General features: G+C 67.2%; 23 protein-coding genes. 11 read left to right on the top strand and 12 right to left on the bottom strand.

The features are described 5' to 3' along the window. Nucleotides 1-11: 11 nt before the first annotated feature. From OHZ10_RS27615 to OHZ10_RS27605, 3 genes are all read left to right on the top strand, one after another. On the top strand, nucleotides 12-734 hold the full coding sequence (locus OHZ10_RS27615) for a FadR/GntR family transcriptional regulator (protein ID WP_059240976.1): 723 nt from the start codon (nucleotides 12-14) through the stop codon (nucleotides 732-734). Between the two features lie 169 nt (nucleotides 735-903). After that, nucleotides 904-2034: an extracellular solute-binding protein gene (locus OHZ10_RS27610; protein WP_342704970.1), complete on the top strand. Its 1131-nt coding sequence runs from the start codon at nucleotides 904-906 to the stop codon at nucleotides 2032-2034. Beyond that, entirely contained in the window at nucleotides 2031-3806 is a 1776-nt protein-coding gene (locus OHZ10_RS27605; protein WP_059240389.1) for a sensor domain-containing diguanylate cyclase, read from the top strand. The genes OHZ10_RS27610 and OHZ10_RS27605 overlap by 4 nt, the downstream gene beginning before the upstream one ends. Nucleotides 3807-3904: 98 nt before the next feature. Here the strand turns inward: OHZ10_RS27605 and OHZ10_RS27600 are convergent, their stop codons facing one another. The 3 genes from OHZ10_RS27600 to OHZ10_RS27590 all read right to left on the bottom strand — a co-directional run bounded on the left by OHZ10_RS27600 (nucleotide 3905) and on the right by OHZ10_RS27590 (nucleotide 6244). Next, entirely contained in the window at nucleotides 3905-4204 is a 300-nt protein-coding gene (locus OHZ10_RS27600) for a DUF4148 domain-containing protein (protein WP_059240977.1), read from the bottom strand. A 298-nt stretch (nucleotides 4205-4502) separates the two neighbouring features. Next, nucleotides 4503-4760, bottom strand: a complete 258-nt coding sequence (locus OHZ10_RS27595; RefSeq protein ID WP_059240390.1) for a hypothetical protein — start codon at nucleotides 4758-4760, stop codon at nucleotides 4503-4505. A gap of 53 nt (nucleotides 4761-4813) precedes the next feature. After that, nucleotides 4814-6244: a D-serine ammonia-lyase gene (locus OHZ10_RS27590; RefSeq protein WP_342704969.1), complete on the bottom strand. Its 1431-nt coding sequence runs from the start codon at nucleotides 6242-6244 to the stop codon at nucleotides 4814-4816. Here OHZ10_RS27590 and OHZ10_RS27585 point away from each other — a divergent pair. Next, entirely contained in the window at nucleotides 6243-7193 is a 951-nt protein-coding gene (locus OHZ10_RS27585; protein WP_256086310.1) for a LysR substrate-binding domain-containing protein, read from the top strand. The two genes, OHZ10_RS27590 and OHZ10_RS27585, sit on opposite strands and share 2 nt — an antisense overlap. 369 nt (nucleotides 7194-7562) lie before the next feature. On the opposite strand, the gene OHZ10_RS27580 is transcribed toward OHZ10_RS27585, so the two are convergent. Continuing rightward, a complete protein-coding gene (locus OHZ10_RS27580) occupies nucleotides 7563-8411 on the bottom strand; it encodes a sulfite exporter TauE/SafE family protein (protein WP_059240392.1) in 849 nt (282 codons plus the stop codon). Nucleotides 8412-8723: 312 nt separating this feature from the next. Between OHZ10_RS27580 and OHZ10_RS27575 the strand changes: the two genes are divergently transcribed. Continuing rightward, on the top strand, nucleotides 8724-9620 hold the full coding sequence (locus tag OHZ10_RS27575; protein ID WP_059240393.1) for a LysR family transcriptional regulator: 897 nt from the start codon (nucleotides 8724-8726) through the stop codon (nucleotides 9618-9620). A gap of 118 nt (nucleotides 9621-9738) precedes the next feature. Next, a complete protein-coding gene (locus OHZ10_RS27570; protein WP_059240979.1) occupies nucleotides 9739-10371 on the top strand; it encodes a LysE family translocator in 633 nt (210 codons plus the stop codon). A 59-nt stretch (nucleotides 10372-10430) separates the two neighbouring features. On the opposite strand, the gene yddG is transcribed toward OHZ10_RS27570, so the two are convergent. The 8 genes from yddG to OHZ10_RS27530 all read right to left on the bottom strand — a co-directional run bounded on the left by yddG (nucleotide 10431) and on the right by OHZ10_RS27530 (nucleotide 19916). Continuing rightward, a complete protein-coding gene (yddG, locus tag OHZ10_RS27565; protein ID WP_342704967.1) occupies nucleotides 10431-11375 on the bottom strand; it encodes an aromatic amino acid DMT transporter YddG in 945 nt (314 codons plus the stop codon). Nucleotides 11376-11515: 140 nt separating this feature from the next. Next, a complete protein-coding gene (locus tag OHZ10_RS27560) occupies nucleotides 11516-13018 on the bottom strand; it encodes an aldehyde dehydrogenase (protein WP_342704966.1) in 1503 nt (500 codons plus the stop codon). Then, nucleotides 13018-13926 (bottom strand): dihydrodipicolinate synthase family protein, encoded by a 909-nt coding sequence (locus OHZ10_RS27555; protein WP_342704965.1) that lies wholly within the window; start codon nucleotides 13924-13926, stop codon nucleotides 13018-13020. The genes OHZ10_RS27560 and OHZ10_RS27555 overlap by 1 nt, the downstream gene beginning before the upstream one ends. Before the next feature lie 81 nt (nucleotides 13927-14007). Continuing rightward, on the bottom strand, nucleotides 14008-15339 hold the full coding sequence (locus tag OHZ10_RS27550; RefSeq protein WP_342704964.1) for an MFS transporter: 1332 nt from the start codon (nucleotides 15337-15339) through the stop codon (nucleotides 14008-14010). Nucleotides 15340-15474: 135 nt separating this feature from the next. After that, entirely contained in the window at nucleotides 15475-16794 is a 1320-nt protein-coding gene (locus OHZ10_RS27545) for an NAD(P)/FAD-dependent oxidoreductase (protein ID WP_256086314.1), read from the bottom strand. A gap of 85 nt (nucleotides 16795-16879) precedes the next feature. Beyond that, nucleotides 16880-17611 (bottom strand): GntR family transcriptional regulator, encoded by a 732-nt coding sequence (locus OHZ10_RS27540; RefSeq protein ID WP_059240399.1) that lies wholly within the window; start codon nucleotides 17609-17611, stop codon nucleotides 16880-16882. Between the two features lie 234 nt (nucleotides 17612-17845). Next, the gene (locus OHZ10_RS27535; protein WP_342704963.1) at nucleotides 17846-18133 is read right to left on the bottom strand and encodes a hypothetical protein; all 288 of its coding nucleotides are present in this window, start codon (nucleotides 18131-18133) and stop codon (nucleotides 17846-17848) included. A gap of 97 nt (nucleotides 18134-18230) precedes the next feature. After that, complete coding sequence (locus OHZ10_RS27530) at nucleotides 18231-19916, bottom strand: purple acid phosphatase family protein (RefSeq protein ID WP_059240401.1); 1686 nt, start codon at nucleotides 19914-19916, stop codon at nucleotides 18231-18233. A gap of 301 nt (nucleotides 19917-20217) precedes the next feature. On the opposite strand from OHZ10_RS27530, the gene OHZ10_RS27525 reads away from it, so the two are divergent. The 5 genes from OHZ10_RS27525 (at nucleotide 20218) to OHZ10_RS27505 (ending at nucleotide 24064) form a co-directional block, all read left to right on the top strand. Beyond that, on the top strand, nucleotides 20218-20517 hold the full coding sequence (locus OHZ10_RS27525) for a YXWGXW repeat-containing protein (RefSeq protein ID WP_059240402.1): 300 nt from the start codon (nucleotides 20218-20220) through the stop codon (nucleotides 20515-20517). Between the two features lie 226 nt (nucleotides 20518-20743). Beyond that, nucleotides 20744-21529, top strand: a complete 786-nt coding sequence (locus OHZ10_RS27520; RefSeq protein WP_256086317.1) for an RNA polymerase sigma factor — start codon at nucleotides 20744-20746, stop codon at nucleotides 21527-21529. Further along, the gene (locus tag OHZ10_RS27515; protein ID WP_059240403.1) at nucleotides 21526-21945 is read left to right on the top strand and encodes a hypothetical protein; all 420 of its coding nucleotides are present in this window, start codon (nucleotides 21526-21528) and stop codon (nucleotides 21943-21945) included. Before OHZ10_RS27520 ends, OHZ10_RS27515 begins: the two co-directional genes overlap by 4 nt. Further along, nucleotides 21942-22445, top strand: coding sequence for a periplasmic heavy metal sensor (locus OHZ10_RS27510; RefSeq protein WP_059240404.1), 504 nt, complete (start codon nucleotides 21942-21944; stop codon nucleotides 22443-22445). Before OHZ10_RS27515 ends, OHZ10_RS27510 begins: the two co-directional genes overlap by 4 nt. A gap of 224 nt (nucleotides 22446-22669) precedes the next feature. Beyond that, a complete protein-coding gene (locus tag OHZ10_RS27505) occupies nucleotides 22670-24064 on the top strand; it encodes a DUF1800 domain-containing protein (RefSeq protein WP_342704962.1) in 1395 nt (464 codons plus the stop codon). The last annotated feature ends 1 nt before the right edge of the window (nucleotide 24065 follow it).

The raw sequence follows: 24065 nt of genomic DNA, 5'->3' as shown, positions 1-24065 counted from the left end.
CGAGTCTTTCGATGACCGATCTTTCCAGCCTGCCTGCCAGCCGCGACACCGATGCCGCGGACCGCTCCTACATCGGTCTTGCGCGACAGATTCACGCGATGGTGGCCGCCGGGGCGTTCGAAGCCGGCGGGCGGTTGCCGTCGGAGCGCAGCCTGGCCGACCAGTTCGGCGTGAGCCGCACGCAGGTGCGCGAGGCGATCATCGCGCTCGAGGTGCAGGGAATCGTCGAGGTGCGGATCGGCTCCGGCATCTATGTGTCGGCGGCCGATGCCGCGCGACCGGTCACGTTCGAGGTGCCGCGCGGCCCGGGGCCGATCGAGACGCTGCGCGCGCGCGGGCTGATCGAGGCGGAAGTCGCGGCGCTGGCGGCGACCGAACGCAAGGACGCCGATCTCGACCGGCTGTTTTTCTCGCTGACGACGATGCGCGAGCGGATGGACGACAAGGCCGCGTACGACGCGGCCGATCGCCAGTTTCACCTGCGGATCGCGGAATCGACCGGCAACACGGTGCTGCTGCACATGGTCACGGCGATGTGGGACTGCGCGCGCAGCGACCCGCTGTGGGACAAGATCGAGGAGCATTTTCACTCGACTGCGCTGCGCGAGGCATCGCAGGAAGATCACCAGCGGATCTTCGCGGCGATCATGGCGCGCGACGCAGGCGGTGCACGCGAAGCGATGCGCGCGCACCTGTCGCGCGTGATCGCGGAGTTCACGCAGGCCTGGCGCTGACGTTCGTTTGCGCGGCCGGAGACGGAGAGACGGGCGCGTGTAACTGCGTCGCATTCAGCCACCGGCGCAGGTGAACGCACGCACCGTGTGCGGCTTGTTCCGATTGCGCGACCGTATGTTTTATGGTCTTGTTGCGGGATATCGCATCGACTCGAAAAGGGACAGTCGAATGCAGCCGGGCGATTCACACGGGGTCCGATTGGTCAGGGGAATCGGTGCGCGCGCGCATGCACGCGGCGCCGTGCGCAGGCTGCTCATCATATTGACGCTGGGCTTACTGACGCCCGTTCTCCCGGCCTTCGCGGCCTCTCCCGAAACCGTCAACGACACCGTGCTGCGCGTGCTCGCGTGGCCCGGTTATGCGGACAGCGATATCGTCGGTGCATTCGAGGCGCAGTTTCACGTGCGCGTCGAAGTGACGTTCGTCGATTCCGACGAAGCGCTGTGGACACGGATGCACAGCGCCGCGCCTCCGCCGTACGACGTGCTGGCTGCCAATACGGCCGAGATCCAGCGCTATGCACACGAACACCTGCTCGCGCCGATCGACTTGTCGCGCATCCCGAACCGGCGACGGCAATTGCCGAACTTCCAGCAACTCGCGACGATCGGCGGGCTCGTGCAGGACGGCTCGACCTACGCGATCCCGTTCACGTATTCGTCGATGGGGCTGATCTACGACCGCAAGCAGGTGCCGGCCGCGCCGCGCTCGATGCGCGAGCTGTGGAATCCGCGCTACCGTGGCAAGGTGCTCGACTTCAACAGTGCACAGCACAATTTCTCGTTCACCGCGCTCGCGCTCGGCTATCCCGATCCGTTTCGGTTGTCGTCCGCGCAGACGCTCGAGGTCGCGCGCAAGCTGATCGACCTGCGCCGCAACCTGCTGACGTATTACACGCTTCCCGAAGAGGCGACCGCGCTGTTCGTCCAGCATCGCGCGGCGCTGATGTTCGGCAACTACGGCACGCAGCAGGTCGAGCTGCTGCGGCGCGCGGGCGCGGACGTCGGTTACGTGATCCCCGAGGAAGGCGCGCTCGCGTGGCTCGACTGCTGGGCCGTCACGCGCGGCGCGCAACGGCCCGAGCTTGCATTCGCGTGGATCAACTACATGCTCGAACCGGCGATCGGCGCGTTGCTGACCGAGCGCCAGGGGCTCGCGAACACGCTCGAGCCGCCGCCGGGCCTCGACACCGGGCACCAGCACCTCGTGTGGCTCCAGCCGGTCGAAAGCATCGCGCGCCGCGAATCGTTGTGGAGCCGCATCGTGTCGGGCGACCGGCCGGAGCGGTTCGGAAAATGATCCGGCTCGGGCTCACGTCGAAACTGTCGGTGCTGTTCGCCTGCATCGGCGTGATCGCGTCCGGCACGACCGGCTACTACGCGTATCGCGCCAACCGTGCGATGCTCGTGCAGGAAGCGCAGCACAGTCTGCTGATGTCGACGCAGCTGCTCGGTCAGCGCTTCACGACCGCGCTGTCGGACGTTGCCGACGATGCGCTCGTGCTTGCGCAGTTGCCGTCGTCCGCGCTCGTCGCGGGGAGCGACAACCCGGACCGTGCGCCCCGCACGCGGCTCGAGCAGGTGTATTACAGCTTCATGAGAAATCACCCGGAATACCTGCAGATCCGCCTGATCGCGAGCGGGCATTTCGGGATCGAGCGCATTCGTGTCGATCGCGATGCGAGCGGCATCGTCGTGCTGCCCGAAAGCGTGTTCCAGGAGAAAGGCCAGTTCTCCTACGTATTTGACACGCTTGCGACGGCGCCCGGCCATATCTACCTGTCACCGATCGTGATCAACCACGAGACGGGGTCGCACGCGGCCGAAGGGCTGCCGATCCTGCGTGTGGGCACGCCGGTCGTCGACACGTCGGGCCGGACGGTCGGCGCGCTCGTCGTCGACGTCGAGCTGTCGCGCGTGTTCGACCGGCTCGAACGCGACCTGCCGGAAGACTATGCGGTCTATCTCGCGAACGAGTGGGGCGACTTCCTCGTGCATCCCGATCCGGCGCAGACGTTCGGTTTCGATCGCGGCCGGCGCGTGCTGATGCAGGATCGCTTCGCCGCCACGCGCGCGTTGTTCGACGACGCGCGAGCGAACGTGACGCTCAACGGCCTTGCGCAGCCGGACGAGGCGCCGGGCCAGATGTTTGCGTTCGCGCGCACGTCGTTCGGGCACGACGAGGGCAACCGCTTCGTCGTGCTCGGGATGGCGCGTCCGCTCGCGGACGTGCTCTCGCCGGCCGGCGTGCTCGGCGAACGGATCGTCAGGATGGTGCTCGTGTCGAGCCTGCTGGCGGTGATCCTCGCGATCCTGTTCGCGCGAGCGATCACGCGGCCGCTGCAGACGCTCGCGCGCGCCGCGACGCACGTGTTCGACGATCCGGCCGCCGAACAATTGCCGGTCGCGCGTGCGGACGAGATCGGCGTGCTCGCGCGCTGCTTCGACAGCATGCGCGTCGAGATCCGCACGCAGGTCGCGATGCTGCGCGCGAAGCAGCAGGAGCTCACGCACCTCGCCGGTCACGATCCGCTGACCGCGCTGCCGAACCGCCTGCTGTTCATGGAGCGTCTCGACGCCGCGATCCGGCATGCGGCCGCGGTGCGCGAGGGGTTGGCCGTGATGTTCGTCGATCTCGACGGCTTCAAGCAGATCAACGACCAGCACGGTCACTCGGCCGGCGACCGCACGCTCGTGGCAGTCGCGAAGCGGCTGAGCCACGTGCTGCGCAGCGGCGACATGGTCGCGCGGCTCGGCGGCGACGAGTTCATCGTGCTGATTGCGGACGTGCGTTCACCGGCGGTCATCGGCGATGTCGCGTCGCGCATCCAGATCGTGATGGCCGAGGAACTGGAATTCGACGAACGGCGCTTGGCCGTCGGCGCGAGCATCGGTGTCAGCGAGTTTCCGGCTGACGGTGCGTCGGCCGAGGAGTTGCTCGTCAAGGCCGATGCGGCGATGTACGCGGCGAAGGCGTCCGCACAATGCGCGTGCGTGCGCTATCAGGATCTGGTCCGCGGCGGCCACGCAATGAGCGAAACCGGCCGCGTGGCATCGGGCGGCAGCCGGTGACGGCGGGCCGGCCACGCGAGCCGTGCAAACGCAACGAGCCCGTCACGGGACGGGCTCGTTGCAAGGGCGGGCTGCGCGTGGGGCGCGCAGCGGCAGGCTTAGTGGCCGAAGTAGACCGAGTCGCGCGGGGTCTGGGCCTTGACGACCGGTGCGCCACCCTCGACCGCCGCGGCCGGCTGCGAACCGAAGCCGGTGCTGTCGACACCGTGCACGCGGGCTTGCGCGGCCTGGATGTCGGCCGGGTAGTACGGGCTCGACTGGCTCGGCTTGTAGCCGGCATTCTCGAGCTGGACGAGTTCGTTGCGCACCTGGGCGCGGGTCACGGTGCTTTGTGCGAATGCGCCGAACGAGGCGGACAGGGCGACGGCGGCAACGACTGCGGAAACGAGCGATTTCATGATGACCTCCGATGTTTGTTGGCTTTCCGCGTTCGACACCATGTCGTAAGCGGTTGATTACATCGTAGGCGTCGGGCGACCTAGGGTAAACGTGAGTTTTGGTGAAAGATCGTTGCGCTCGAGGTAATAATTTCGAGATAAACGTCTTCTGTCCCTAATCCGTGTTGCGGGGATTGCAAGGGCGGGCGCGGAAGGGAACGCAGATGGGTCGCGCGGGCGAGCGCCCGGCGGCGAAGGGGCGGCGAAGGGTCGGCGAAGGGTCGGCGAAGAGGGCGCGCCGGGCGGCGGGACGGCCGGATCAGACCCCGTCGTCGTCGATTTCCTTGCGTTCCCGGCGTTCCTCGTTGCCGCGGCGCGCGCGCAGGCGCTGTCGCGACAGGACGGCGATCACCTGCTGGGTCGGGGCGCCGGACGGCAGCTCGTTGCGGATGCGGTCGGGCACCATCGGCAGGCCCGCACGCTGCCGGCGCAGCGCCTTGGCGATTGCCTGGCGACATTCGTCTCCATGGCAATCCCATTCATCGCGGATTCTCTGGCAATAACGGCATTGTTCCATCCGGACAGTCTAACCGGTCTTCGGGAACGGGGCAGAGCGCGGGGCGGAACGCCTCAGGCGCCGGGCACGGCGAGCGCCTTCGCATGAGACTGGAAGCGGCGGTGTTCTTCCGGCGGAACGAGCGAGCCGCCGGTCGCCCAGATGATGTGCGTCGACGCGTGCAGGTCGATCGCGTGACGGCGCAGGTAGTCCCGGCCGGCCGGCGAGCGTGCCAGCCAGCCTGGCCCGCCGACGGCGGCAGCGGCCGACGGCTCCAGCTCCACCCCCGTGGCGCGTTGAACCGCGAGCAACTGCGCGTAGAGCTGGTCGTCACTGACCGTGAAGACGCCCGACAACTGCGACGCCATCAGCGGGCTGACCAGATGCGACGCTTGCGCCACCGCCAGCCCGTCGGCCTCGGTCCGGTTGTCGAGGCCCGCGTCGTAGACGGACGCGGGCTTGCCGGAGTCCGCGGCCAGCTGGACGAGCATGCATGGCGCCGCGACGGGCTCGGCGAAAAAGCAATGCACGTGCTCGCCGAACAGCGCCTTGAGGCCATACGTGATGCCGCCCGGCGCGCCGCCGACACCGCACGGGAGATAGACGAAGAGCGGATGTGCGGCGTCCACGCGGCGGCCTGATTCGGCGAGCTGTGCCGCAAGGTGCCGGGCGCTCGCGGCGTAACCGAGGAACAGCATCAGCGAGCCTTCGTCGTCGACGAAATGGCTGCGCGGTTGATGGCATGCCTGCGATCGGCCGGCTGCGACGGCCTGCGCGTAATCGCCGTCGTGCTCGACCACGCTGACACCGCGTGTTCGCAAGCGGGCCTTCTTCCACGGCTTCGCATCGGTCGACATGTGGACGACCGACTCGAACCCCAGCGCGGCGGCCATCACGCCGATGCTCAGACCGAGATTGCCGGTGCTGCCCACGATGACGGTATGCGTGGCAAACAACGCGCGCGCAGCGGCCGATGCGAGGATCCGCCGGTCGCCCGCGGGGGCGAGCAGCCCGTGGTCGATCGCGATCGACTCCGCGAGCGCGAGCACCTCATGAAAGCCCCCGCGCGCCTTGATCGAACCGGTGACCGGCAACGCGTCGTCGCGCTTGATGAACCAGGCGCCGTGCGCGTCGGCCGCGTGCGACAACGCGCGCTGCAAGCCGTCCGCCGGCATCAGCGGCGATTCGATTTTCCCCGCGGTGGCCGCGAGCTCCGGAAACAGCTCGGCCATCAGTGGCTCGCAGCGCGCCAGCCTCGCTTCGGCCGCAGCGATGGCGTCGAACGAGGGCGCGTCCGGCGGCAACGGGCGGCCGGTCACGGGGTTCAGCCACAGCAGCGGGTGGCGAGATTGCAGTCTGGCTAATAGATCGGCAGGTTGAAGCGTAACGGTCACGGATCGGCCTCGGGTTCGTTGATCGGGATACAGGACCGAAATGCTACGATTCCGGTCAACGGCGCAAAAGCGCCGATTTCTAATCAACACATTAGCCTGACTTATATTCATGCGACTGGACGGTTCGATCCTCGGTGCGCTGCTCTGCTTTGAAACGGCAGGCCGGCTGTTGAGCTTCACGAAGACGGCGCACGCGTTCAACCTGACGCAAAGCGCCGTGAGCCAGCAGATCCGGAATCTGGAGGACCGGCTGGGCTATCCGCTGTTCGTGCGCCAGGCGCGCGGGTTGAGGCTGACGGAGAAGGGCGCGATCCTGCTCGGGACGATGTCGGGCGCGTTCGGCGACATCCATCGCACGCTGCAGGCGCTCGGCATGTCGGACGCACCGCTGCAGGTCAGTTGTCTGCCGTCGTTTGCGTTGCAATGGCTGATGCCGCGCCTGACCGGATTTCACCGGCAGCAGCCGAACGTGTCGGTTCGCGTACAGGCCGAATTCCAGGTGCTGGACCGCCAGGCGATGGAGGCCGGCGACATCGATGTCGCCGTGCGCTACGACCCGGTGCAATACGGCCGGTTGCATGCGGAGGCGATGCTCGACGAAATCCTGTTTCCGGTCGCCACGCCGGCGTATCTGGCGCAGCATCCGGCGTTCGCCGGCGGGGCGTCGCTGGACGGCGTCGTGTTGCTGCACGATGCCGCTCCGTGGGGCGGCGCGCCCGAGTTCGTCGAGTGGCGCACGTGGCTGGAGGCCGTCCGGCCGGCGTGGATCGCGCATCTGGACGGGCCGCAGTTCAATTTTTCCAGCCTGGCGATCACGGCCGCGTTGAACCATCAGGGTGTCGCGATGGGGCGCTCGGCGCTCGTGCATGACGAGATTGCGAGCGGACGGCTGGTCGATGTGTTCGGCGCGCACGTGCGTGCGCCGGCACGCTACATGCTGCTGTCGCGCAACCCGGACGATCCGCGTACCGCCGCCTTTTCGGACTGGCTCAAGGCCGAATGCGTGCGATTCGGCGAAACCCGGTCGCGCGTGCTGTCGAACACGGAGCGGCGTGTGTAACGGCCGCTGCGGGACAACTGGATCGGAGTGCGAAGCAACAAGATTGAAGCCATGGCTGCAAACTACAGTTTCCCATCCGTTGCCCTACGGATGGCTTGCGCATGAACGGGGCCTGGCGGCTTATCTGAGCGACCAGATTCCCCAGATCGCGATCAACAGGCCGAGGCCGAATCCACAGCCCAGCAACACATAGGTTTCCATTTCTTGCCTCTGAAAACGTGGCAGCGCCGATGTCGGCATCAGCGTGCGCGTAGTAAAGCCTGACACGTATCGTCCGCACCTTGGGGCGGGGCGATACGCCGGGTCCGCGAATACTACGCGTTGCAGCTTTCAGAACGCATGCGCGATCGACGCGCGTGCGGCATGCGGCTACTGCTTGATCGCGTGCGCGCTGCCCGTCTGGACGGCAGACGGTCCGCCGTGCCGGAACACGCCCGATTTCCAGATCATCTGCGATGCCGCGATGAGCACGAACAGCAGCACGACCATCCGGAACAGCTTCGGTGACATCTTGTCCCGCAGCGGGCGAACGAGCCACATGCCGGCAATCGCCGGCAGGCTGGCCGCCGCCGAGATCGCGAGGTCGGCGCCGCTCGCGTGCGCGGCGCCGCTGAACGTCGTGATCAGCGTGACGATCGACACCACGAGGATGATCGCAATCTGCTTCGTGAAGACACGCCCGGTCGCGCCCGATGAAATCAGGTAGGTGGCGAGCAGCGGGCCGGGAACCGATGCGATGCTTTCCATCAGCGCCGCGCCGAAGCCGAGTGCGAAACCGACGGGCTTCTGCCACGCTGGCGGCAGGTTGAGTTTCGGCGCGGCGAGCATCAGCGTCGCGGCCACGATCAGCAATGCGCCGGATGCCGCCTGCGCGTGACCGGGATTGAGGGACAGCAGGATCGCCACCCCGACGACGTTGCCGATCACGGTGCCGACGATCGGTGCGGCGATCTTCCGCGCCGTGGCGAGTACCTGGCCGCCTTCCAGCGCCTGCGGAATGTTGCCGAGGATGATCGGCATCGACAGCAGCAGCACAGCGTGCCGGATCGGCAGGAACTGGCTGAGGATCGGCATCGCGATCAACGGCACGCCGATGCCCGTGATGCCCTTGGCCATCCCGCCCAGCAGCAGCGCGACGGCGATGCCGGCCAGCTCGAGCGAGGTGAGCCCCTGCAGGCTGGAGACCAGCACACCTTCAGTCAGATTGAAATGCATCATGGAATGGCATGTCGCGGCAGATCCGGCAGCGAGCGCGGTCGACGCAGCCCGTTGCGATCCTGCACGCATGTTGTTCTGGATTGGCGTGAACCGGTGATCCGAACGCATGGCACGGCCTGTCGTGCAAGCCTGATGCGCAGTCAATCGAAGCGACGGTTCGAGGACGCATCTTACCTGAGCGTTGCGCCGGGCATCCGGCGCGCGCTGCGCGGTGCGTGTGGCCTCCGGGTGAACGAGGCACCGGTTCAATATAATTCACGTCGCAAGCCCGCGTCATGCGCGGTGTACATGGTCCCGGAACAAGGAAACCCGATGACGCTCGCCCAGTTGCAGGCCCTGGCGGCCGTAGTCGAGCTCGGCTCGCTGACGGCCGCGGCGGACCGGCTCAGCCGCAGCCAGTCCGCGATCAGTCATGCGCTGACCGAGCTGGAGGACCTCACGGAGGTCAAGCTGCTCTGGCGCGACCGGCAGCCGGTCGTCCTGACGGCGGCGGGCGAACGCCTGTGGCCGTACGTCCAGAGCGTGGTGCGGGAAGCGCAGATGCTGCGCCAGCAGTTCAGCCTGTCGCGCGGCAAGCTCGAAGGGCGGCTGGTGGTCGCGTCGCTGCCGAGCGTCTCGCTGGCATTCGTGGTGCCCGCGCTCGAGGCGTTGAAGGAGATGCATCCGGGCGTATCGGCGGTGCTGCTCGAAGGCACGGACAGCGAAGTCGAAGGGTGGATCGACGACGGGACGGCCGACGTCGGCGTGGTGGCCGGCACGAAGACGTTCGCGCACAACCTGGCACTGCTCGACGAGGATTTCGTCGCGGTGGCCGCGGACGGCATGTTTGCCGACCGCAAGCGCGTGTCGGCCAGGCAGTTGTCCACGGCACCGTTCATTTTCTCGAAGGCCGGGTGCGGGCCGGTGATCGCGGATTATTTCGCGCGCGGCGGCGCACCGCTTCGCGCCGCATTCAACGTGGTCGAGATGCGCACCATCCTGTCGATGGCGGAGGCCGGCATGGGCGTGTCGATCGTTCCGCGCATCACGCTCACGTACACGCCGTTCGGCGGCCGCGTGCTGGAGTTGTCGCCGAGGCTGCATCGCTCCGTGCGGCTGTCGTGGAACACCGCAGGCAACGCGGTCACCGACGCGTTCGTGAGGCTCGTCGACGCACAACGTGCGAACGCAGGAAAGGCAATCCGGACGCGCGCGAAAAAGGGCAGCTGACAACCAGCTGGCACGATGAACGCCGTTCATGCGCGACTTGCATTTTATTCATGCCGGGGATGACAAAGATGCAATACATTGATCGCACCTTGTTCGTCGTGTGTCGAAGGAGATTGCCGTGCCGGCCTTGCCCACCCTGTTTGCGTTCGGACTCGTGTCGCTCGGCATGGTGCTGACGCCCGGACCGAACATGATTTACCTGGTTTCGCGCTCGATCTGCCAGGGTCGCCGCGCCGGTTTGGTGTCGCTCGGCGGTGTCGCGCTGGGGTTCGTGTTCTACATGGTGTGCGCGGCACTGGGCATCACCGCGCTCGTGATGACCGTGCCGTATGCATACGATGCGCTGCGCTTTGCCGGCGCGCTGTATCTGGCGTACCTGGCGTGGCAGGCGCTGAAGCCGGGCGGGCGCTCTGCGTTCCAGGTCCGGCAACTGCCGCACGACAGCCGCGCCAGGCTGTTCACGATGGGCTTCGTGACGAACCTCGCAAACCCGAAGATCGCGGTGATGTATCTGTCGCTGCTACCGCAGTTCATTTCGCCGGGACACGGCAGCATGCTCGCGCAATCGCTGATGCTCGGCTGCGTGCAGATCGCGGTGAGCGTCAGCGTCAACGCGCTGATCGCCTGTGCCGCCGGTTCGATCGCGGGTTTTCTCGCGGGGCGACCGTTCTGGGCGTCGGCGCAGCGCTGGTTGATGGGCACCGTGCTGGCCGGACTGGCCGCGCGGATTGCGCTGGAGTCGCAACGCTAGCGCGCGGCGGCGGACAGCCGGCAATCGTCCGGCGCGCTTGCCGAAAGCGCCGTGCATCGTCACCCGTGACAGTTGCCCTCGGCTTCTTTGCCGACCCGAACGGGTTCGACCGTTTCACGGCGCCGGCCGCGCGTCGCGAGCCAGCACAGGATCGACCCGCCGCACACCATCAATGCGCCTTGCCAGAACTCGACCGACAGCGGCGCGTGCAGCAGCGTCGCGGCAAGCGCGGCGGCGAGCACCGGCGTGAAGTACGACGCGCCGACGATGACCGTCACGTTGCCGTGCATGATGCCGGTGTTCCAGGCCGCATAGCCGAACCCCAGCGCCGACGCCGCCAGCACGAGATACAGGACCGAGTGAGCGCTGAACGTCATGCCGCCGCCGCCCTCGATCGCGAACTTGATCCAGAGCACGGCGGCGACCAGCATGAAGAACGGCGTGACGCCGTTCTTGCCGTCGGCGAGGCGGGCCGTCACCGTGCAATAGCCGGCCCAGATCAGCGCGCCGATGAATGCGAGGCCATAGCTCAGCGGATTGTCCGCGACGTTGCGCAGCATGCCGGCCGGATCGAGGCCCTGGTCGCCGCCGAGCACCCAGCAGATGCCGAGCATCGACAGCATGACGCCCGGCACGACCAGCAGGTTTGCGCGCTGCTTGTTGAATACGATGGCGGCGACCAGCGTGAGGCTCGGCCACAGATAGTTGACCATCGCGACTTCGATCGCCTGCTGCCCGTTGCTCGCATAGCCGATCGACAGCGCGAGGCACAGTTCGTACGAAACGAACAGCAGGCCACCCCAGAGCAGATAGCTTTTCGGGAACTTGCTCAGGTCGGGGAAGCCGACCGTGAACAGCAGAAGCACGGTCGCCACCGTATAGATCATCGCGGCGCCGCCGGTCGCGCCGAGGCTTTCACTGACGCCGCGGACGAGCGCGACCACCGAGGCCCATAACAGCACCGCGCCGAGCCCGGCGAGCGTTGCCTTGTTCTTGCGTTTCATGCTTCCTGCCTGTTTCAACATGCCAATTCGATTTCGGATGATACGGGGCCGTTCGCGCGTGCTGCGATCGCAAACGGAACAAGCCGGTTGCGTTCGCCACACGAGGCGGCGGCCGCAACCGGCCATGCAACGCGGCGCGTTTACGCGGGGGCCGCGGGGACGTCGATCCAGATGGTCTTGATCTCGGTGTACTGGTCGTGCGCCCAGACCGACTTGTCACGGCCGCCGAACCCGGATTCCTTGTAGCCGCCGAACGGCGTCGTCACGTCGCCTTCGCCGAAGCAGTTGACGGTCACGACACCCGCACGGATGTCGCGCGACAGCCGGATCGCGTGGTTCAGGTTGCCGGTGTAGACCGATGCGGCGAGCCCGTAGACCGAGTCGTTCGCGAGTGCGATCGCTTCGCCGATGTCGGTGAACGTCGTCACCGACAGCACGGGGCCGAAGATCTCCTCGCGGAACAGCCGGCTATGCGGGCTCACGCCGTCCACCACCGTCGGCTCGACGAAAATACCGTCGCCGGTCCGGCCGCCGAATGCGACGCGCAGGCGCTCCGCTTCGGCTTGCACGAGGTACGAACGGACTTTCTCGAAGTGGGCTTTGCTGACCATCGCACCGATGCGGTGCGCCGGGTCGAGCGGGTTACCCATCGTCCATTCGCGCATGTGCACGCCGATCCGCTGCAGCAGGTCGTCCTTGATGTCGGCGTGGACGATCAGCCGCGACGACGCCGAGCAGTTCTCGCCCATGTTCCAGAACGCACCGTTGACGATGTGCTGCGCGACCGCGTCGAGATCGGGCGCATCGGGCAGCACGACCGCCGGATTCTTGCCGCCGCACTCTAGCACGATGCGCTTCAGGTTGGATTCGGCCGAGTACTTGAGGAACTTCCGCCCGGTGTCGGTCGAGCCGGTGAAGCTCACCATGTCGACGTCCGCGTGCCGGCCCAGCGGCTCGCCGACTTCCTTGCCACCACCCGGCAGCACGTTGAAGATGCCGGCCGGCACGCCGGCTTCGTGCGCGAGTTCCGCGACACGCAGCGCGGTGAGCGTGGTCTCCTTTGCCGGCTTCACGACGATCGAGCAGCCGGCCGCGAGTGACGGGCCGATCTTCCACGCGAGCATCAGCAGCGGGAAGTTCCACGGCAGCACGAGCCCGACGACGCCGATCGGTTCGCGCACGACCAGCGCCAGCGCATGACTGCCGACAGGGGCCGTGTTGTCGTAGATCTTGTCGATCAGCTCCGCGTGCCAGCGGATCGTATGAATCGTCTCGGGCACGTCGGTGTTCTGGCACTCGCGGATCGGCTTGCCGCTGTCGAGGCTTTCCATCGTCGCGAGTTCGTGCGCATGCTGCTCGAGCAGATCGGCGAACTTCAGCAGGACGGCCTTGCGGCGCGACGGCGCAAGCTTGCGCCAGCGGCCGTCGTCGAATGCCTGCTTCGCATTGGCGACCGCGATGTCGACGTCGGCGGCGTTGCACGCGCCAATGTGGGCGAGTACGGCGTCGGTGGCCGGATTGACGGTCGCGAACGCGTCGCCGGTGCTGGACGCGCGGAATGCGCCATCGATGAACGGCCCGGTCGGGAACCGCAGGTCCGCGGCCAGCGCCGCGTATTCGGACGCACTGAGCAGGTCGGCCATCAGGCGTTGCCTCCGGTGACGGCGGCGACTTCACGCTTGATGCCGGCAACGATCGCGGCCAGCGCCTGCTTGTCCTGTTCGTCGAGCGCGCGCAGCGGTGCGCGTACGCCGCCGGCATGCAGCCCCGCGAGTTCGCAGCCGTACTTGATCGATTGCACGAACTTGCCGCCTTCGAGGAAATCCATCAGCGGCATCATGGCGGACATGATCCGGCGGCCCTTGTCGAAATCCTTTTCGATCGCGCACGCCCGGTAGAGCGCGATGTGCTCGGCCGGCAGGAAGTTCGAGCCTGCGCACACCCAGCTGCGTGCGCCCCATGCAAAGAATTCGAGTGCCTGGTCGTCCCAGCCGCAAGACACGCTGATGTTCGGGAACTCGCGTACCAGCATGTGCAATTGACCCGGCTGGCCCGAGCTTTCCTTGATCGCGACGATGTTTTTCGATGCGTCGCAGACGGTGCGGAAGAACTCGCGGTCCATCGACACGCTCATCCGGCCCGGGTAGTTGTACAGCATGATCGGCAGGTTGGCTGCGCGATCGATCTCCAGTGCGTGTGCCGCGTTCTCCTGCTGCGTGGGCAGCGCATAGGGCGGAGAGCCGACCAGGATCGCGTCGGCGCGCACGGCCTTCGCTGCCTTCGCGTACTCGACGGAATCTTCGGTGCGCACCGCGCCGGTGCCGATCACGAGCGGCACGCGCGACCCGATCACTTCACGCGCCCACGCACCGAGGTCGAAGCGTTCCTGTGCGGTATGCGCGTAGTACTCGCCGGTCGAGCCGCCGATGATGATGCCGTGCACGCCGGCCGCGATCAGCGATTCGATCACGTCGGCGAATGCGGTCTTGTCGATCTGGCCGGCGTCGTTCAGGGGCGTGATGGCCGGGGTGTAGATGCCTTCGAAATTCATGATGTTCTTCCGCGGAAATGGAAACAGTCGGGTTGACGAAAGGCGCGCGGCCGCGAACGCGGCAGCGCGCGGGTGACGGGGTCAGTGGTTGAGCGACGCGGCTTCCTGCAGGCTGAGCGAGCGCGTCTCGGGCGCCAGTGCGAGCGAGGCGGCCAACCCGACGAACGAGACGGCAGCAGCGGCGTACATGGTGTTGCCGATGCCGACGGTCTGCAGCGCGATCGGCACGAGCCAGGTGCCGACGGCCGCGCCGATGCGCGACAGCGACGCGCCCATGCCGACCGCAAACGCGCGGATGTCGGTCGGGAAGATTTCGTTCGGGTACACGAGCTGCAGCACCTGCGCGCCGCCGATCAGCACCGCATACGCGCCGAACAGCACGAGGATCAGTACGGCCGAGCCACCGGCGCACGCACCGAGGCCCAGCAGCGCGAGGCCGGACCACAGGAAGCTGTGGATCACCATCGCGCGGCGGCCCAGTTCGTTGATGATCCGCGTTGCGATGATGCAGCCGACCACGAACAGCAGCGTGATCGCGACGGAGCCGAACGATTCCCACTTGCCGGTCAGGTGCAGCGCTTCGAGTACGCGCGGCGCGAACGAATAGACGGCGAACACGGGAATCACGGAGCAGCTCCAGAACACCGACACGAACAGCATCCGCTTGCCGTAGCCCGAGTGCAGCAGTGCCCACAGCGAGATCTTCTTCCCGGCTTGTTCTTCCGGCAGGTTCTTCACCGAGAACGACGGGCCGTAGACTTTCCGGATGACATCGTCGGCCTCGGCGATGCGGCCCTTGCTGAGCAGCCAGCGCGGCGATTCGGGGGTGCCGATGCGCACGACGAACAGGACGAGGCCGATCACGGCCGGGCTGGCCAGCACCCAGCGCCACGCGTCGGGGCCGGCGCTGCCGAGGATGATGTTGCCGACGATATAGGCGAGCGCCGCGCCGAAGAACCAGATGATCGTCAGCATCGCGAGGCGTGGCCCGCGATACTTGCGCGGCATGAACTCGACGAGCAGCGAGCCGGCCACCGGGTATTCGATGCCCACGCCGATGCCGATCAGGAAGCGCAGCACGAACAGCGCTTCGCCCGACTGGACCCAGAGCTGCGCAAGCGAGCAGACGAAGAAGATGACGGGGCCGAAGAAGTACGGCTTTTGCCGCCCGAGCCGATCGCTGAACCAGCCGCCGAGGAAGCCACCGAAGAAAATCCCGATCAGTGCGGATGCGGCGACCATGCCTTGCCAGAAGTTGGTCAGGCTGAGTGCGGCCGAGAACTGCACCATCGCGACGCCGATGATGCTCAGCACATAGCCGTCCATGAGCCAGCCGCCGCCCGAGCGGATCGTGAGCAGCTGATGGAATCCATTGAGCGGGACATCCTCGATGGAGTTGCGATTCGTTGACATTGCCTGTCTCCTTCCATGAAATTGAGTGCGGAATACGATCGCGCGATTTATTGATGTGGTGTACTAAGCGTAATGCGTGAATCTGTATCGATTTTCCAGGGGCTTCTTGCCGGTGCTACGTTCGTCTCAGCCGGTTCAGCTTTCGAGTCCCGCCTTGCGTTGGCCCCACCAGAGGGTCGCGTTGACACCGATCGACAGGAACGGTTGCGGCGGGGTGCGGTTCGGTCCCGACGTTTCCAGCAGGAAATCGATCAGGTCGCTGCGCTTGCCGGCCAGCCAGTCGGCGAGCAGGGTGCCCGTCACGGTACCGCGCGTGATGCCGAGCCCGTTGCAACACAGTGCGCCATAGACGTTTGGCGCAAGTTGCCCGAAGAAGCCCTTGTGGTTTTGCGACAGCGCGAGCGAGCCGCTCCACGTGTATTCGAACTCGACTTCCGGCAGCATCGGGAAGCGGCGCTCGAACGACAGCCGATGCCGGTCGGCGAAACGCGGCAGGTATTTCTCCCGCGGGCGGCCGTCGGGGTTGAAGCTGAAGCTGTTGCGCACCAGGATGCGGTTGTCGTGCGTGCGGCGCAGCGTGCTGCCGTACGGGTCGGCCGGAATCACGCCCCAGAACGGCTTGCCGCCCAGTTGCGCCTGTTCGGCGCCGGTCAGCGGCCGCGTGAGGCTCGCATACAGGAACACGGGCAGCATCGTGTGCTGCAGAAAGCCGAAATGCATGCCGAACGCGTTGTTCGCGAGCACCAGCTTGTCGACCGTGATCCGGCCGTTGCGATGTGCGAGCACGATCCTTTCGCCGTACTCGACGTCGGTGATCGGGGTGTGCTCGTACAGCGTCACGTTCGGCGGCAGGCAGTCGGCCAGTCCTTTCACGAGCGCCGATGGCTGGATCAGCACGGTGCCGGGCGTGAACAGTGCTTTCCGGTAGAACGACGTGCCGATATGGTCGGGCAAATGCTTGCCTTCGATCATCTCGTAAGGTTGCCCGAGCTTGTCGAGGCCGCGGCGGTACGCGTCGAGCACGGCAATGCCGCGTGCTTCGACGGCCGCCTGGTATTTGCCGGACGCGCTCATTGCACAGTCAATGCCGTGCTCGGCGACGAGCCTGCGCAGGATCGTCTGGCCGAGCACGTTCAGTTTCAGCGTCGTACGGGCAGTCGGAATGTCGCCGATGTAGTCGTCGGCACCGATGTCGTGCGGCAGGTCGATCGCGAAACCGGCATTGCGCCCCGACGTGCCGAAGCCGACTTCCTGCGCATCGACGAGGATGATCTCGTCATCCGGGAAATTCAGTGCCAGTTGGCGGGCGGCTGCGAGGCCGGTGAAACCGGCGCCGACGACGGCCCAGCGTGCGCCGGATTCCCCGCTGTGCGACGGCCTGGGCTGGCGCTGCCGGCTGGTGTGATACCAGCCGCACATCCTGTCGTCGGAGGGAAGCGATGTAACATTCTGCATTCCTGAATCCAATATCTGTAAAGAGTACTAATCGTAACCATGAAGAATCGGCGCACGATCGAACGTGCACCGTCTTGCGCGGTGATTAAAACTGGATAGGTACGTCGAGGCCTTCGGGAATCACGTACTCGGCCATGCGGCGGCGCGACAGCTCCATGTGGCTGCGGACGAGTTCACCGGCGCGCTGCGCGTCGCGCTGCGCAATCGCTTCGATGATCTCGTCATGCTGCTCCACCGCTTTTTCCAGGTCCTGCTGCATGTCGCTCGTCGTCGGCGAGCGGTAGAAAATCTTGCCGAGGCGCGCGTGGTCGATCAGCACCCGGCGCAGGCTCGGCATCAGGTAGGCGTTCCGCGCGATCCGGCCGATCTCGAAGTGGAACGCGTCGTTCTGCAGCACGCGCGCCTGAAGATCGTTCTGCTCGATCGCCGCGCGAAACTGCGCCTGGATCGCCTTCAGCCGTTCCACTTCTTCCGCCGTCGCGTGGCTTGCCGCCAGCTGCGTGGTCGCGACGTAGATCAGCGGCGCGGCCAGGAAGAAGCTGCGCAGCGACTGATAACCCATCGGCGACACGCGGGCCGGCCGGTTCGGCTCGAGCTCGAGATAGCCTTCCGCCGCCATCTGGCGCATCAGCTCGCGTACCGGCGGGCGCGAGAGCCCGAACTCCTCGCTGAGCGCGAGCTCGTCTACCACGGCGCCGGGCGCGAGCTCCATGCTCACGATGCGCCGCCGCAGTGTCTCCGCCATGATGTTCTTGCGATCTGCCGAACCGCCGGATTCGGCATCCGGCGCGGCAGTCTGAAGCTTCTGTCTCGACATGATTTCATTGTCTACAAACTGTAGACACAGTTTAGGTTGAGAATAGACCAAGTAAAAATAAGGGTTTACGCGTTATCTTGGCGCACGGACGAGGCAGGTGCGGACACGGCCTGTCGCGTCCGGATATGTGTAGCTTATAGAGGCGGAGCCGCGCGGGCCGAACGGCGGGCGTCGACGCTGGAGCGAAGCGGCGTGTGCGGCCGGGTCAGGCGAGTCGCTGGAAGGGGCCGCGGGTCATGCGTCATCGATGCGCCAGACTGCGCCGATCGCCGACAGCGCATGTCCGATCGAGTCGAGCATGGCGTTCCGCGTTGGCCCGAGCGTCGTGACCAGGAAGAAGCCGTCTTCGTCGGCAGACAGTCCGATCGGCGGCCAGCCGCCGGTGTCCGCCCGAACCTCGAGCCGGTCTCGGGCGGGATCGATGTCGATGTCGCCATGCGCCTGTCGCAGCGCATTCGCGATGGCATGGAAGGCGGCGGCCGACGGAGTCGTGTGGATGCGGTATTCGAAGCTCATCTGCATGGGCCGGTGTGCGAGGCGGGCAGTCTAACCCGGGCCACCGCATCCCGTCCGTCGACGGCCACGCAACCGGCGCCCGCCGCAGCGGGCGCCGGCCCAATCACCGCTCGTGCCGCTTCTTGCTCAGCTCGATCGTTTCGAACAGCTCGTATTGCGCGGTCGGGTGCTGGTCGGCACCCGGCGCGTGGTAGTAGCGCATCGTGATCGTCGTATGGCCGCCCGGTTTGCCCGGATCGTGGTCGAACACCGCAATCCCGTAGCCGGTGCCCGTGTCGCGGCGCGCGGACCAGATCGCATCCTCGAGCGCGTCGGCCGGCTGGCGCACGAACGTGTTCGGCGCGGTGCCCGGCACCGGCCGGTTCGGCTTCGTGAATACCTTCGCCTGGGCAAAGCCGGTCGACGGGTTTTCGCCGTACACGTCCAGCGGTGCGCTGGTGCCGCCGCCGCCGAGGATCAGATGGATCGTGCCGTGGCTCGTGTCGAACTTCGTGCGGTCCGGATCGTTCGAGCCGACCGGGCGCGGTTGCAGCGTCTCGACCACTTCGCCGGTCGTCGCGTCGACGCCCGCGCGGTGATTGCAGCCGCGTACCGGATAGCTGCGCTCGTAGTCGTGATCGTGGCCGCACAGCACGAGATCGACGCCGTAACGGTCGAACAGCGGCAGCCAGGCTTCGCGAATGCCCTTGTCGGAACCGTTGCCCGTCTTCGACGAGCTGAGCGCGTCCTGGTGCATCTGCACGACGATCCAGTCGATGTCGTCGTCGTGCGCGGCATGACGGAGCGTGCGTTCGAGCCAGCGGGTCTGCTCGCCGTTGCTGTAGCCGCGCACGTAGAACGACGTGCCGGGCTCGATCGGCGGGCGGCCGGTGCTCGCGGCCGGCACGAGCGGCGCCGGGCCGCCGACGAACGCGGCGGCGTCCTGGTACACGACGTCGTCCGCGTCGAGCGACACGAACAGCACGGAGCTCACGCGGAAGCTGTACCAGCGGCCGGGGAAGTGCGTCCCATTCTCCGGCAGCGTATAGCGCGCGAGATACGAGTCGAGCCCCTGCGGACCGTTGTTGAACTCGATTTCGTGATTGCCGGGGCACGGCATCCACGGGCGGTTCGCGGCCGACGTCTGGTTGTTGTTGCCGAAATCGCGCCACACCTCGGGCTGGTGTCCGGGGTTCAGGTTCGCGTAGCAGAGGTCGCCGTTCAGCAGGTGGAACAGCGGCTGGAACTGCTCGACGGCCTGCACCGCGAAGCGGCTCTGCGGCGACGACAGCACCCACGCGCCGTTGGGCGTCGCGAGATCGCCGTAGCTCGTGAAGCGGAACGGCGCACGGCCGCGCGGCGCGGTCGAGAAGTTCGCGGAGAACGGCTGCGCGGCATTGCTGTCGTTGTCGGCCGTGATCTCGTAGCGGTAGCGCGTATTCGGCTTCAGCCCGTGCACGCGCGCGTGGTACGCAAACACCGTCTCGCCGTTCAGGCCGTCGGTGTAGAGGCGCTGGACGCCGTGCACGGTGCGCGCCGGCTCGCCGTCGGCGACGATGCGGGCGCGCGGATTGACGGCCGATGCGAGCGACGCCCACGAGATCACGACATCGGACGTGGGGTCGTTGCCCCACGTCAGGTGAACCTGTTCCGGCGTGCCGTCCGGGGTCGACGTGGCGGCGCGGGCGGCCGCGAGGCCGCCGGCAGCGGTGGCGAGGCCGGAGACGCCGGCGAGTTTCAGGAAGCCGCGACGCGACACGGAGGCGGCCGGCTCGTTCGGCTGATCGGGGAGAGTGTCCTGGTTCGACATGGTCGGTGTTTTCGTTGATGGGGACGCGAGATGCGGAACCGCGCGGCCATGCGAGAGCACGGCCGGGGCGTGGGCCGGAAACGAGCGGGATCCCGGTCGCATGCATTGTCGAAGGGCAGTTTTGCCGCGGTGTGACAGGACGGCAACCGCGGGGTCGCGCATCGCGGCAGCCGGCCCGCTTCGACCTCCGTTCGATCCTCACGAGATTTATTTGCAGATTCCGCGACGGAATTTTTTCGCCCGCGCCGTTTAACGCATGAACGGCCGCTTCCGGTCGATGCCCGTTACTTCGGAGTCTTTCATGAAACTTTCTGTGCCATTGCGATTCGCCGCCGGATGCGTGGCCGCGCTCGCGGCCTCCGCCGCATTCGCGCAGGCCGTCATCGTCGCGCCTTACGCACCGCCGCCGCCGCGCGTCGAGGTGATGCCGGCGCCGCGCGCGGGTTACGTATGGGACCAGGGGCACTGGCACTGGCGGCAGGGCCGTTACGTCTGGATTCCGGGCCACTGGCAAATGGTGCGTGTCGGTTACCACTGGGTGCCCGGGCACTGGGCCGCACGCGGCCCGGCCTGGCGCTGGGTGCCGGGTCACTGGGCCTGACGCGTACGCCGTCGCGCGGCACGTGTTGCCGGCGCGGCGGATTCTTCACGCCACCTCATGAGTCGAAGCCATGCCTTTCCGAACCGTCGTGATACTGGCGGTTGCAGCCTTCGTGCTGGCCGGCTGCGTCGTGGTGCCGGCCCGTCCGGTGTATTACCGGCCGGCGCCGGTCGTCGTATATTGAGCGCGCCGGCCGACGGTCGCGCGGCCGGCAGACAGGATCGATATGCCGTGCGAACCGGATGTCGATGACACGGACATGGCCGACGCCGTGTGCGACGCAGGGCGCGATGCGCACGGCGTTGGCGAACAGTCGGAGTGGCGCCGTCCGGTGATGGCCCGACGCATGCAAGGAGAGCACGACGATGAGCTTCAGCCGGGCGGCGGGTACACCTGCCGTGACAGTGCGGCGCCCGCGCGCCGCGCGACGGAGCAGGCGGCGTTGAACGACCGTAGCGACCGCGATCCGGACGCGGAACTCGTCGCGCGCGTCGGCGCGCGCGATTCGTCGGCCGTGCGCGTGCTCGTCGCGCGCAAGCTGCCGCGGCTGCTCGCATTGGCGACGCGCATGCTCGGCGACCGGAACGAAGCCGAGGACGTCGCACAGGAGACGTTCTTGCGAATCTGGAACCAGGCGCCGCGCTGGCGCGAAGGCGAGGCGCGCTTCGACACGTGGCTGCATCGCGTCGTGCTGAACCTGTGCTACGACCGGTTGCGCGGCCGGCGCGAGGAGCCCGTCGATACGCTGCCCGACGTGCCCGACACGCAACCGGAGCCGGCCGCGCATGCGGAACTGCGTTCGCGCGACGCGCGCGTGCGGCAGGCGCTGGCTGCGTTGCCGCCGAGGCAGCGCGAGGCGCTCGTGCTCCAGTACTATCAGGAAATGTCGAATGTGGAAGCGGCCAACCTGATGGGCATCACCGTCGATGCGCTGGAAAGCCTGCTGGCCCGCGCGAGGCGCAACCTGCGCGCGCAACTGGCCGGCGACCCACCAAGCGAGGACAAGCGATGACACCCGAACGATTTCGTACCATCGTCGCCGCGTACGGCTCGGACGCGCGGCGCTGGCCGGCCGGCGAGCGCGCGGCCGCCGAGGCGTGGGCGCAAGCGAACCCGCGTGAAGCGCTGCTCGCACTGGACGACGCGGCCGACCTCGATGCGTGGCTCGCGTACGACACGGTCGCACCGCCCGCTCCGTCGCTGGTCGAGCGTATCGTCGCGACGGCGCCCGCGCCGCAGCGTGCGCGCCGGCGTGGCAATGTGTGGTGGTCGGGTGCGGCGTTCGCCGGTGTCGGCCTGGCCGGTGCGCTTGCGGGCGCGGTGGCCGTGTCGATGCTGATGCTCGGCAGCGCACCGACGTCGCAGCACGAACCGGGCTATCTGACGACGACGTTCGGCGGTCCGAGCGTGGACTGGAGTGACGAATGACTGAACGTGGCTGGAAATTCATCCTCGTCGGCTCGGTCGTGCTGAACGTGTTCATGCTCGGCGCGATCGGCGGCGGCGCCTATCAGTGGTTCTCGACGCATGGCGACCTGCATGCGGCAGGCGCACCGGCATCGCGCACCGCGTTGCGATTCGCGGCAGACGAATTGCCCGACGCACGGCAGCGCGAGTTCGCCGCCGCGCTGAAGGCGGCGCGCAAGGACGGCCGCGATTTTGCGCGGGAAGGGCGCGACGGCCGGATCACCGTGCTGGATCTGCTCGCCGCGCCGCAACTCGATCGCGCGGCGATCGACGCCGCGCTTGACCGCACACGCGCGGCCGATACGGCGATGCGTACCCAGGTCGAGCGCAGCGTCGTCGATTTCGCGGCGACGCTGGCGCCCGACGAGCGCGCGAAGTTCGTCGATGGATTGCAGCGCAGCGGCAACTGGCGTTTGCCGCCGAAGCTGCAGAAGAAGCAGGGCGCGCCGGCGAGCCAGTAAATCCTCGCGCCGGGGGCGACACGCGAGCTGCGTGTCGCCGTCGAGTGCTGTCGGTCACGCGCAATGCGTGCGCGGGTTCCGGTCGATCGCGCGGTCGTTGTCCATCGATGACCGACGCGATCGCACTGCGCGACTTCCGCCGATCAAGATTATTTTTCGTTTCCGCGACGGATTTCCCGGTGTTTCCGCGTTGAACGTGGGTACGCACCGCAAGAGAGCCCGTCATGGACCACCCGAACGACACCACGCCAGCCGCGATCGCGCTGAACCGCTTCGGCCTCGGCGCGCGGGCCGACGAAGCGCCGCCCGCCGACCCGAAGGCGGCGCTCGTCGCGCAATTCGACCGTTACGACGTACGGCCTGCCGCGTGGGCCGACGAGCCCGACGCGATCGCGCTCGCCACGCGCTTCGCGAATGCGCGCAACGCGATGACGGGCGACGACGCAGCCGCGAAGCGCGCGACCGCGCAATCGATCCGGCGCGACGGCTACGACGCGTATCGCAGCGCCGTCGCCGCACGCATGAACAGTGCGCTGAACACGCCCGCGCCGTTCGTCGAACGTCTCGTGCATTTCTGGGCGAACCATTTCGCGGTATCGGTCGACAAGGGGCAGGTGGCCGCGTATGCGGGCGCGTTCGAACGCGACGCGATCCGCCCGCACGTGCTCGGCCGCTTCGAGGACATGCTCGTCGCCGTCGAGCAGCATCCCGCGATGCAGGTGTTTCTCGACCAGGCGCGCTCGGTCGGCCCCGACAGCCCGGCTGCGCTGCGCGCCGAAGCGCGCAATCCGTCGGCGAAGCGCGGGCTCAACGAGAACCTCGCGCGCGAAATCATGGAACTGCATACGCTCGGCGTGCGCACCGGTTACACGCAAGCCGACGTGACGGAATTCGCGCGTGCGCTGACCGGCTGGAGCATCGCCGGCGGGCGCGGGCCGCAGCCGGGCGATGCGGCGCCCGGCGCGTTTGTGTTCCGCCCGAAGCTGCACGAACCGGGCTCGCGCACGGTGATGGGACGCACCTACGATCAGCCGGGCGAAGCGCAGGCGCGCGCGATCCTGCACGACCTCGCACGCTCGGACGCAACCGGCCGGCACATCGCGTTCCAGCTCGCCCGTCATTTCGTCGCCGACAATCCGCCGCCCGCGCTGACCGACCGGCTGGCCCGCGCGTTCGATGCGAGCGGCGGCGATCTGCCGACCGTCTATCGCGCGCTTGTCGATGCGCCTGAAGCGTGGTCGCCGGTCAACCGCAAGTTCAAGACGCCGTGGGAGTGGGCCGTGTCGTCGCTGCGCGGGCTCGGCTGGCGCGATACGGGCGACCTGAAGGCCGCGCCGTTGCTCGCGCAGCTCGGCCAGCCGGTATGGCGGCCGGGCTCGCCGGCCGGCTACGACGACGTCGCCGCGAGCTGGGCCGCGCCCGACGCGCTCGTGCGCCGCGTCGAGATCGCCCAGCGCCTCGCCGCGCGCACGGGCGACCGGCTCGACCCGCGCACGCTCGGCGGCACGCTGCTTGCCGGTTCGATGAGCGCGCCGACCGCGACTGCGCTGTCGCGTGCGGAGAGTGCGACCACGTCGCTCGCGTTGCTGCTCGTTTCGCCCGATTTCCAACGGAGATGAC

Source organism: Burkholderia arboris, from assembly GCF_038723655.1.
Taxonomy (GTDB): domain Bacteria; phylum Pseudomonadota; class Gammaproteobacteria; order Burkholderiales; family Burkholderiaceae; genus Burkholderia; species Burkholderia arboris.
Note: the sequence above shows the minus strand (reverse complement) of the source record. Positions and strands in the feature narration are given on the sequence as shown.

Coding starts and splice junctions, on each gene's coding strand:
- OHZ10_RS27550 (WP_342704964.1), bottom strand. CDS start 15,339: ATGTCAACGAATCGCAACTCCATCGAGGATGTCCCGCTCAATGGATTC.
- OHZ10_RS27555 (WP_342704965.1), bottom strand. CDS start 13,926: ATGAATTTCGAAGGCATCTACACCCCGGCCATCACGCCCCTGAACGAC.
- OHZ10_RS27615 (WP_059240976.1), top strand. CDS start 12: ATGACCGATCTTTCCAGCCTGCCTGCCAGCCGCGACACCGATGCCGCG.
- OHZ10_RS27595 (WP_059240390.1), bottom strand. CDS start 4,760: ATGGAACAATGCCGTTATTGCCAGAGAATCCGCGATGAATGGGATTGC.
- OHZ10_RS27520 (WP_256086317.1), top strand. CDS start 20,744: ATGCCGTGCGAACCGGATGTCGATGACACGGACATGGCCGACGCCGTG.
- OHZ10_RS27505 (WP_342704962.1), top strand. CDS start 22,670: ATGGACCACCCGAACGACACCACGCCAGCCGCGATCGCGCTGAACCGC.
- OHZ10_RS27585 (WP_256086310.1), top strand. CDS start 6,243: ATGCGACTGGACGGTTCGATCCTCGGTGCGCTGCTCTGCTTTGAAACG.
- OHZ10_RS27515 (WP_059240403.1), top strand. CDS start 21,526: ATGACACCCGAACGATTTCGTACCATCGTCGCCGCGTACGGCTCGGAC.
- OHZ10_RS27600 (WP_059240977.1), bottom strand. CDS start 4,204: ATGAAATCGCTCGTTTCCGCAGTCGTTGCCGCCGTCGCCCTGTCCGCC.
- OHZ10_RS27540 (WP_059240399.1), bottom strand. CDS start 17,611: ATGTCGAGACAGAAGCTTCAGACTGCCGCGCCGGATGCCGAATCCGGC.
- OHZ10_RS27530 (WP_059240401.1), bottom strand. CDS start 19,916: ATGTCGAACCAGGACACTCTCCCCGATCAGCCGAACGAGCCGGCCGCC.
- OHZ10_RS27580 (WP_059240392.1), bottom strand. CDS start 8,411: ATGATGCATTTCAATCTGACTGAAGGTGTGCTGGTCTCCAGCCTGCAG.
- OHZ10_RS27535 (WP_342704963.1), bottom strand. CDS start 18,133: ATGCAGATGAGCTTCGAATACCGCATCCACACGACTCCGTCGGCCGCC.
- OHZ10_RS27510 (WP_059240404.1), top strand. CDS start 21,942: ATGACTGAACGTGGCTGGAAATTCATCCTCGTCGGCTCGGTCGTGCTG.
- OHZ10_RS27525 (WP_059240402.1), top strand. CDS start 20,218: ATGAAACTTTCTGTGCCATTGCGATTCGCCGCCGGATGCGTGGCCGCG.
- OHZ10_RS27545 (WP_256086314.1), bottom strand. CDS start 16,794: ATGCAGAATGTTACATCGCTTCCCTCCGACGACAGGATGTGCGGCTGG.
- OHZ10_RS27610 (WP_342704970.1), top strand. CDS start 904: ATGCAGCCGGGCGATTCACACGGGGTCCGATTGGTCAGGGGAATCGGT.
- yddG (WP_342704967.1), bottom strand. CDS start 11,375: ATGAAACGCAAGAACAAGGCAACGCTCGCCGGGCTCGGCGCGGTGCTG.
- OHZ10_RS27560 (WP_342704966.1), bottom strand. CDS start 13,018: ATGGCCGACCTGCTCAGTGCGTCCGAATACGCGGCGCTGGCCGCGGAC.
- OHZ10_RS27590 (WP_342704969.1), bottom strand. CDS start 6,244: ATGAATATAAGTCAGGCTAATGTGTTGATTAGAAATCGGCGCTTTTGC.
- OHZ10_RS27575 (WP_059240393.1), top strand. CDS start 8,724: ATGACGCTCGCCCAGTTGCAGGCCCTGGCGGCCGTAGTCGAGCTCGGC.
- OHZ10_RS27605 (WP_059240389.1), top strand. CDS start 2,031: ATGATCCGGCTCGGGCTCACGTCGAAACTGTCGGTGCTGTTCGCCTGC.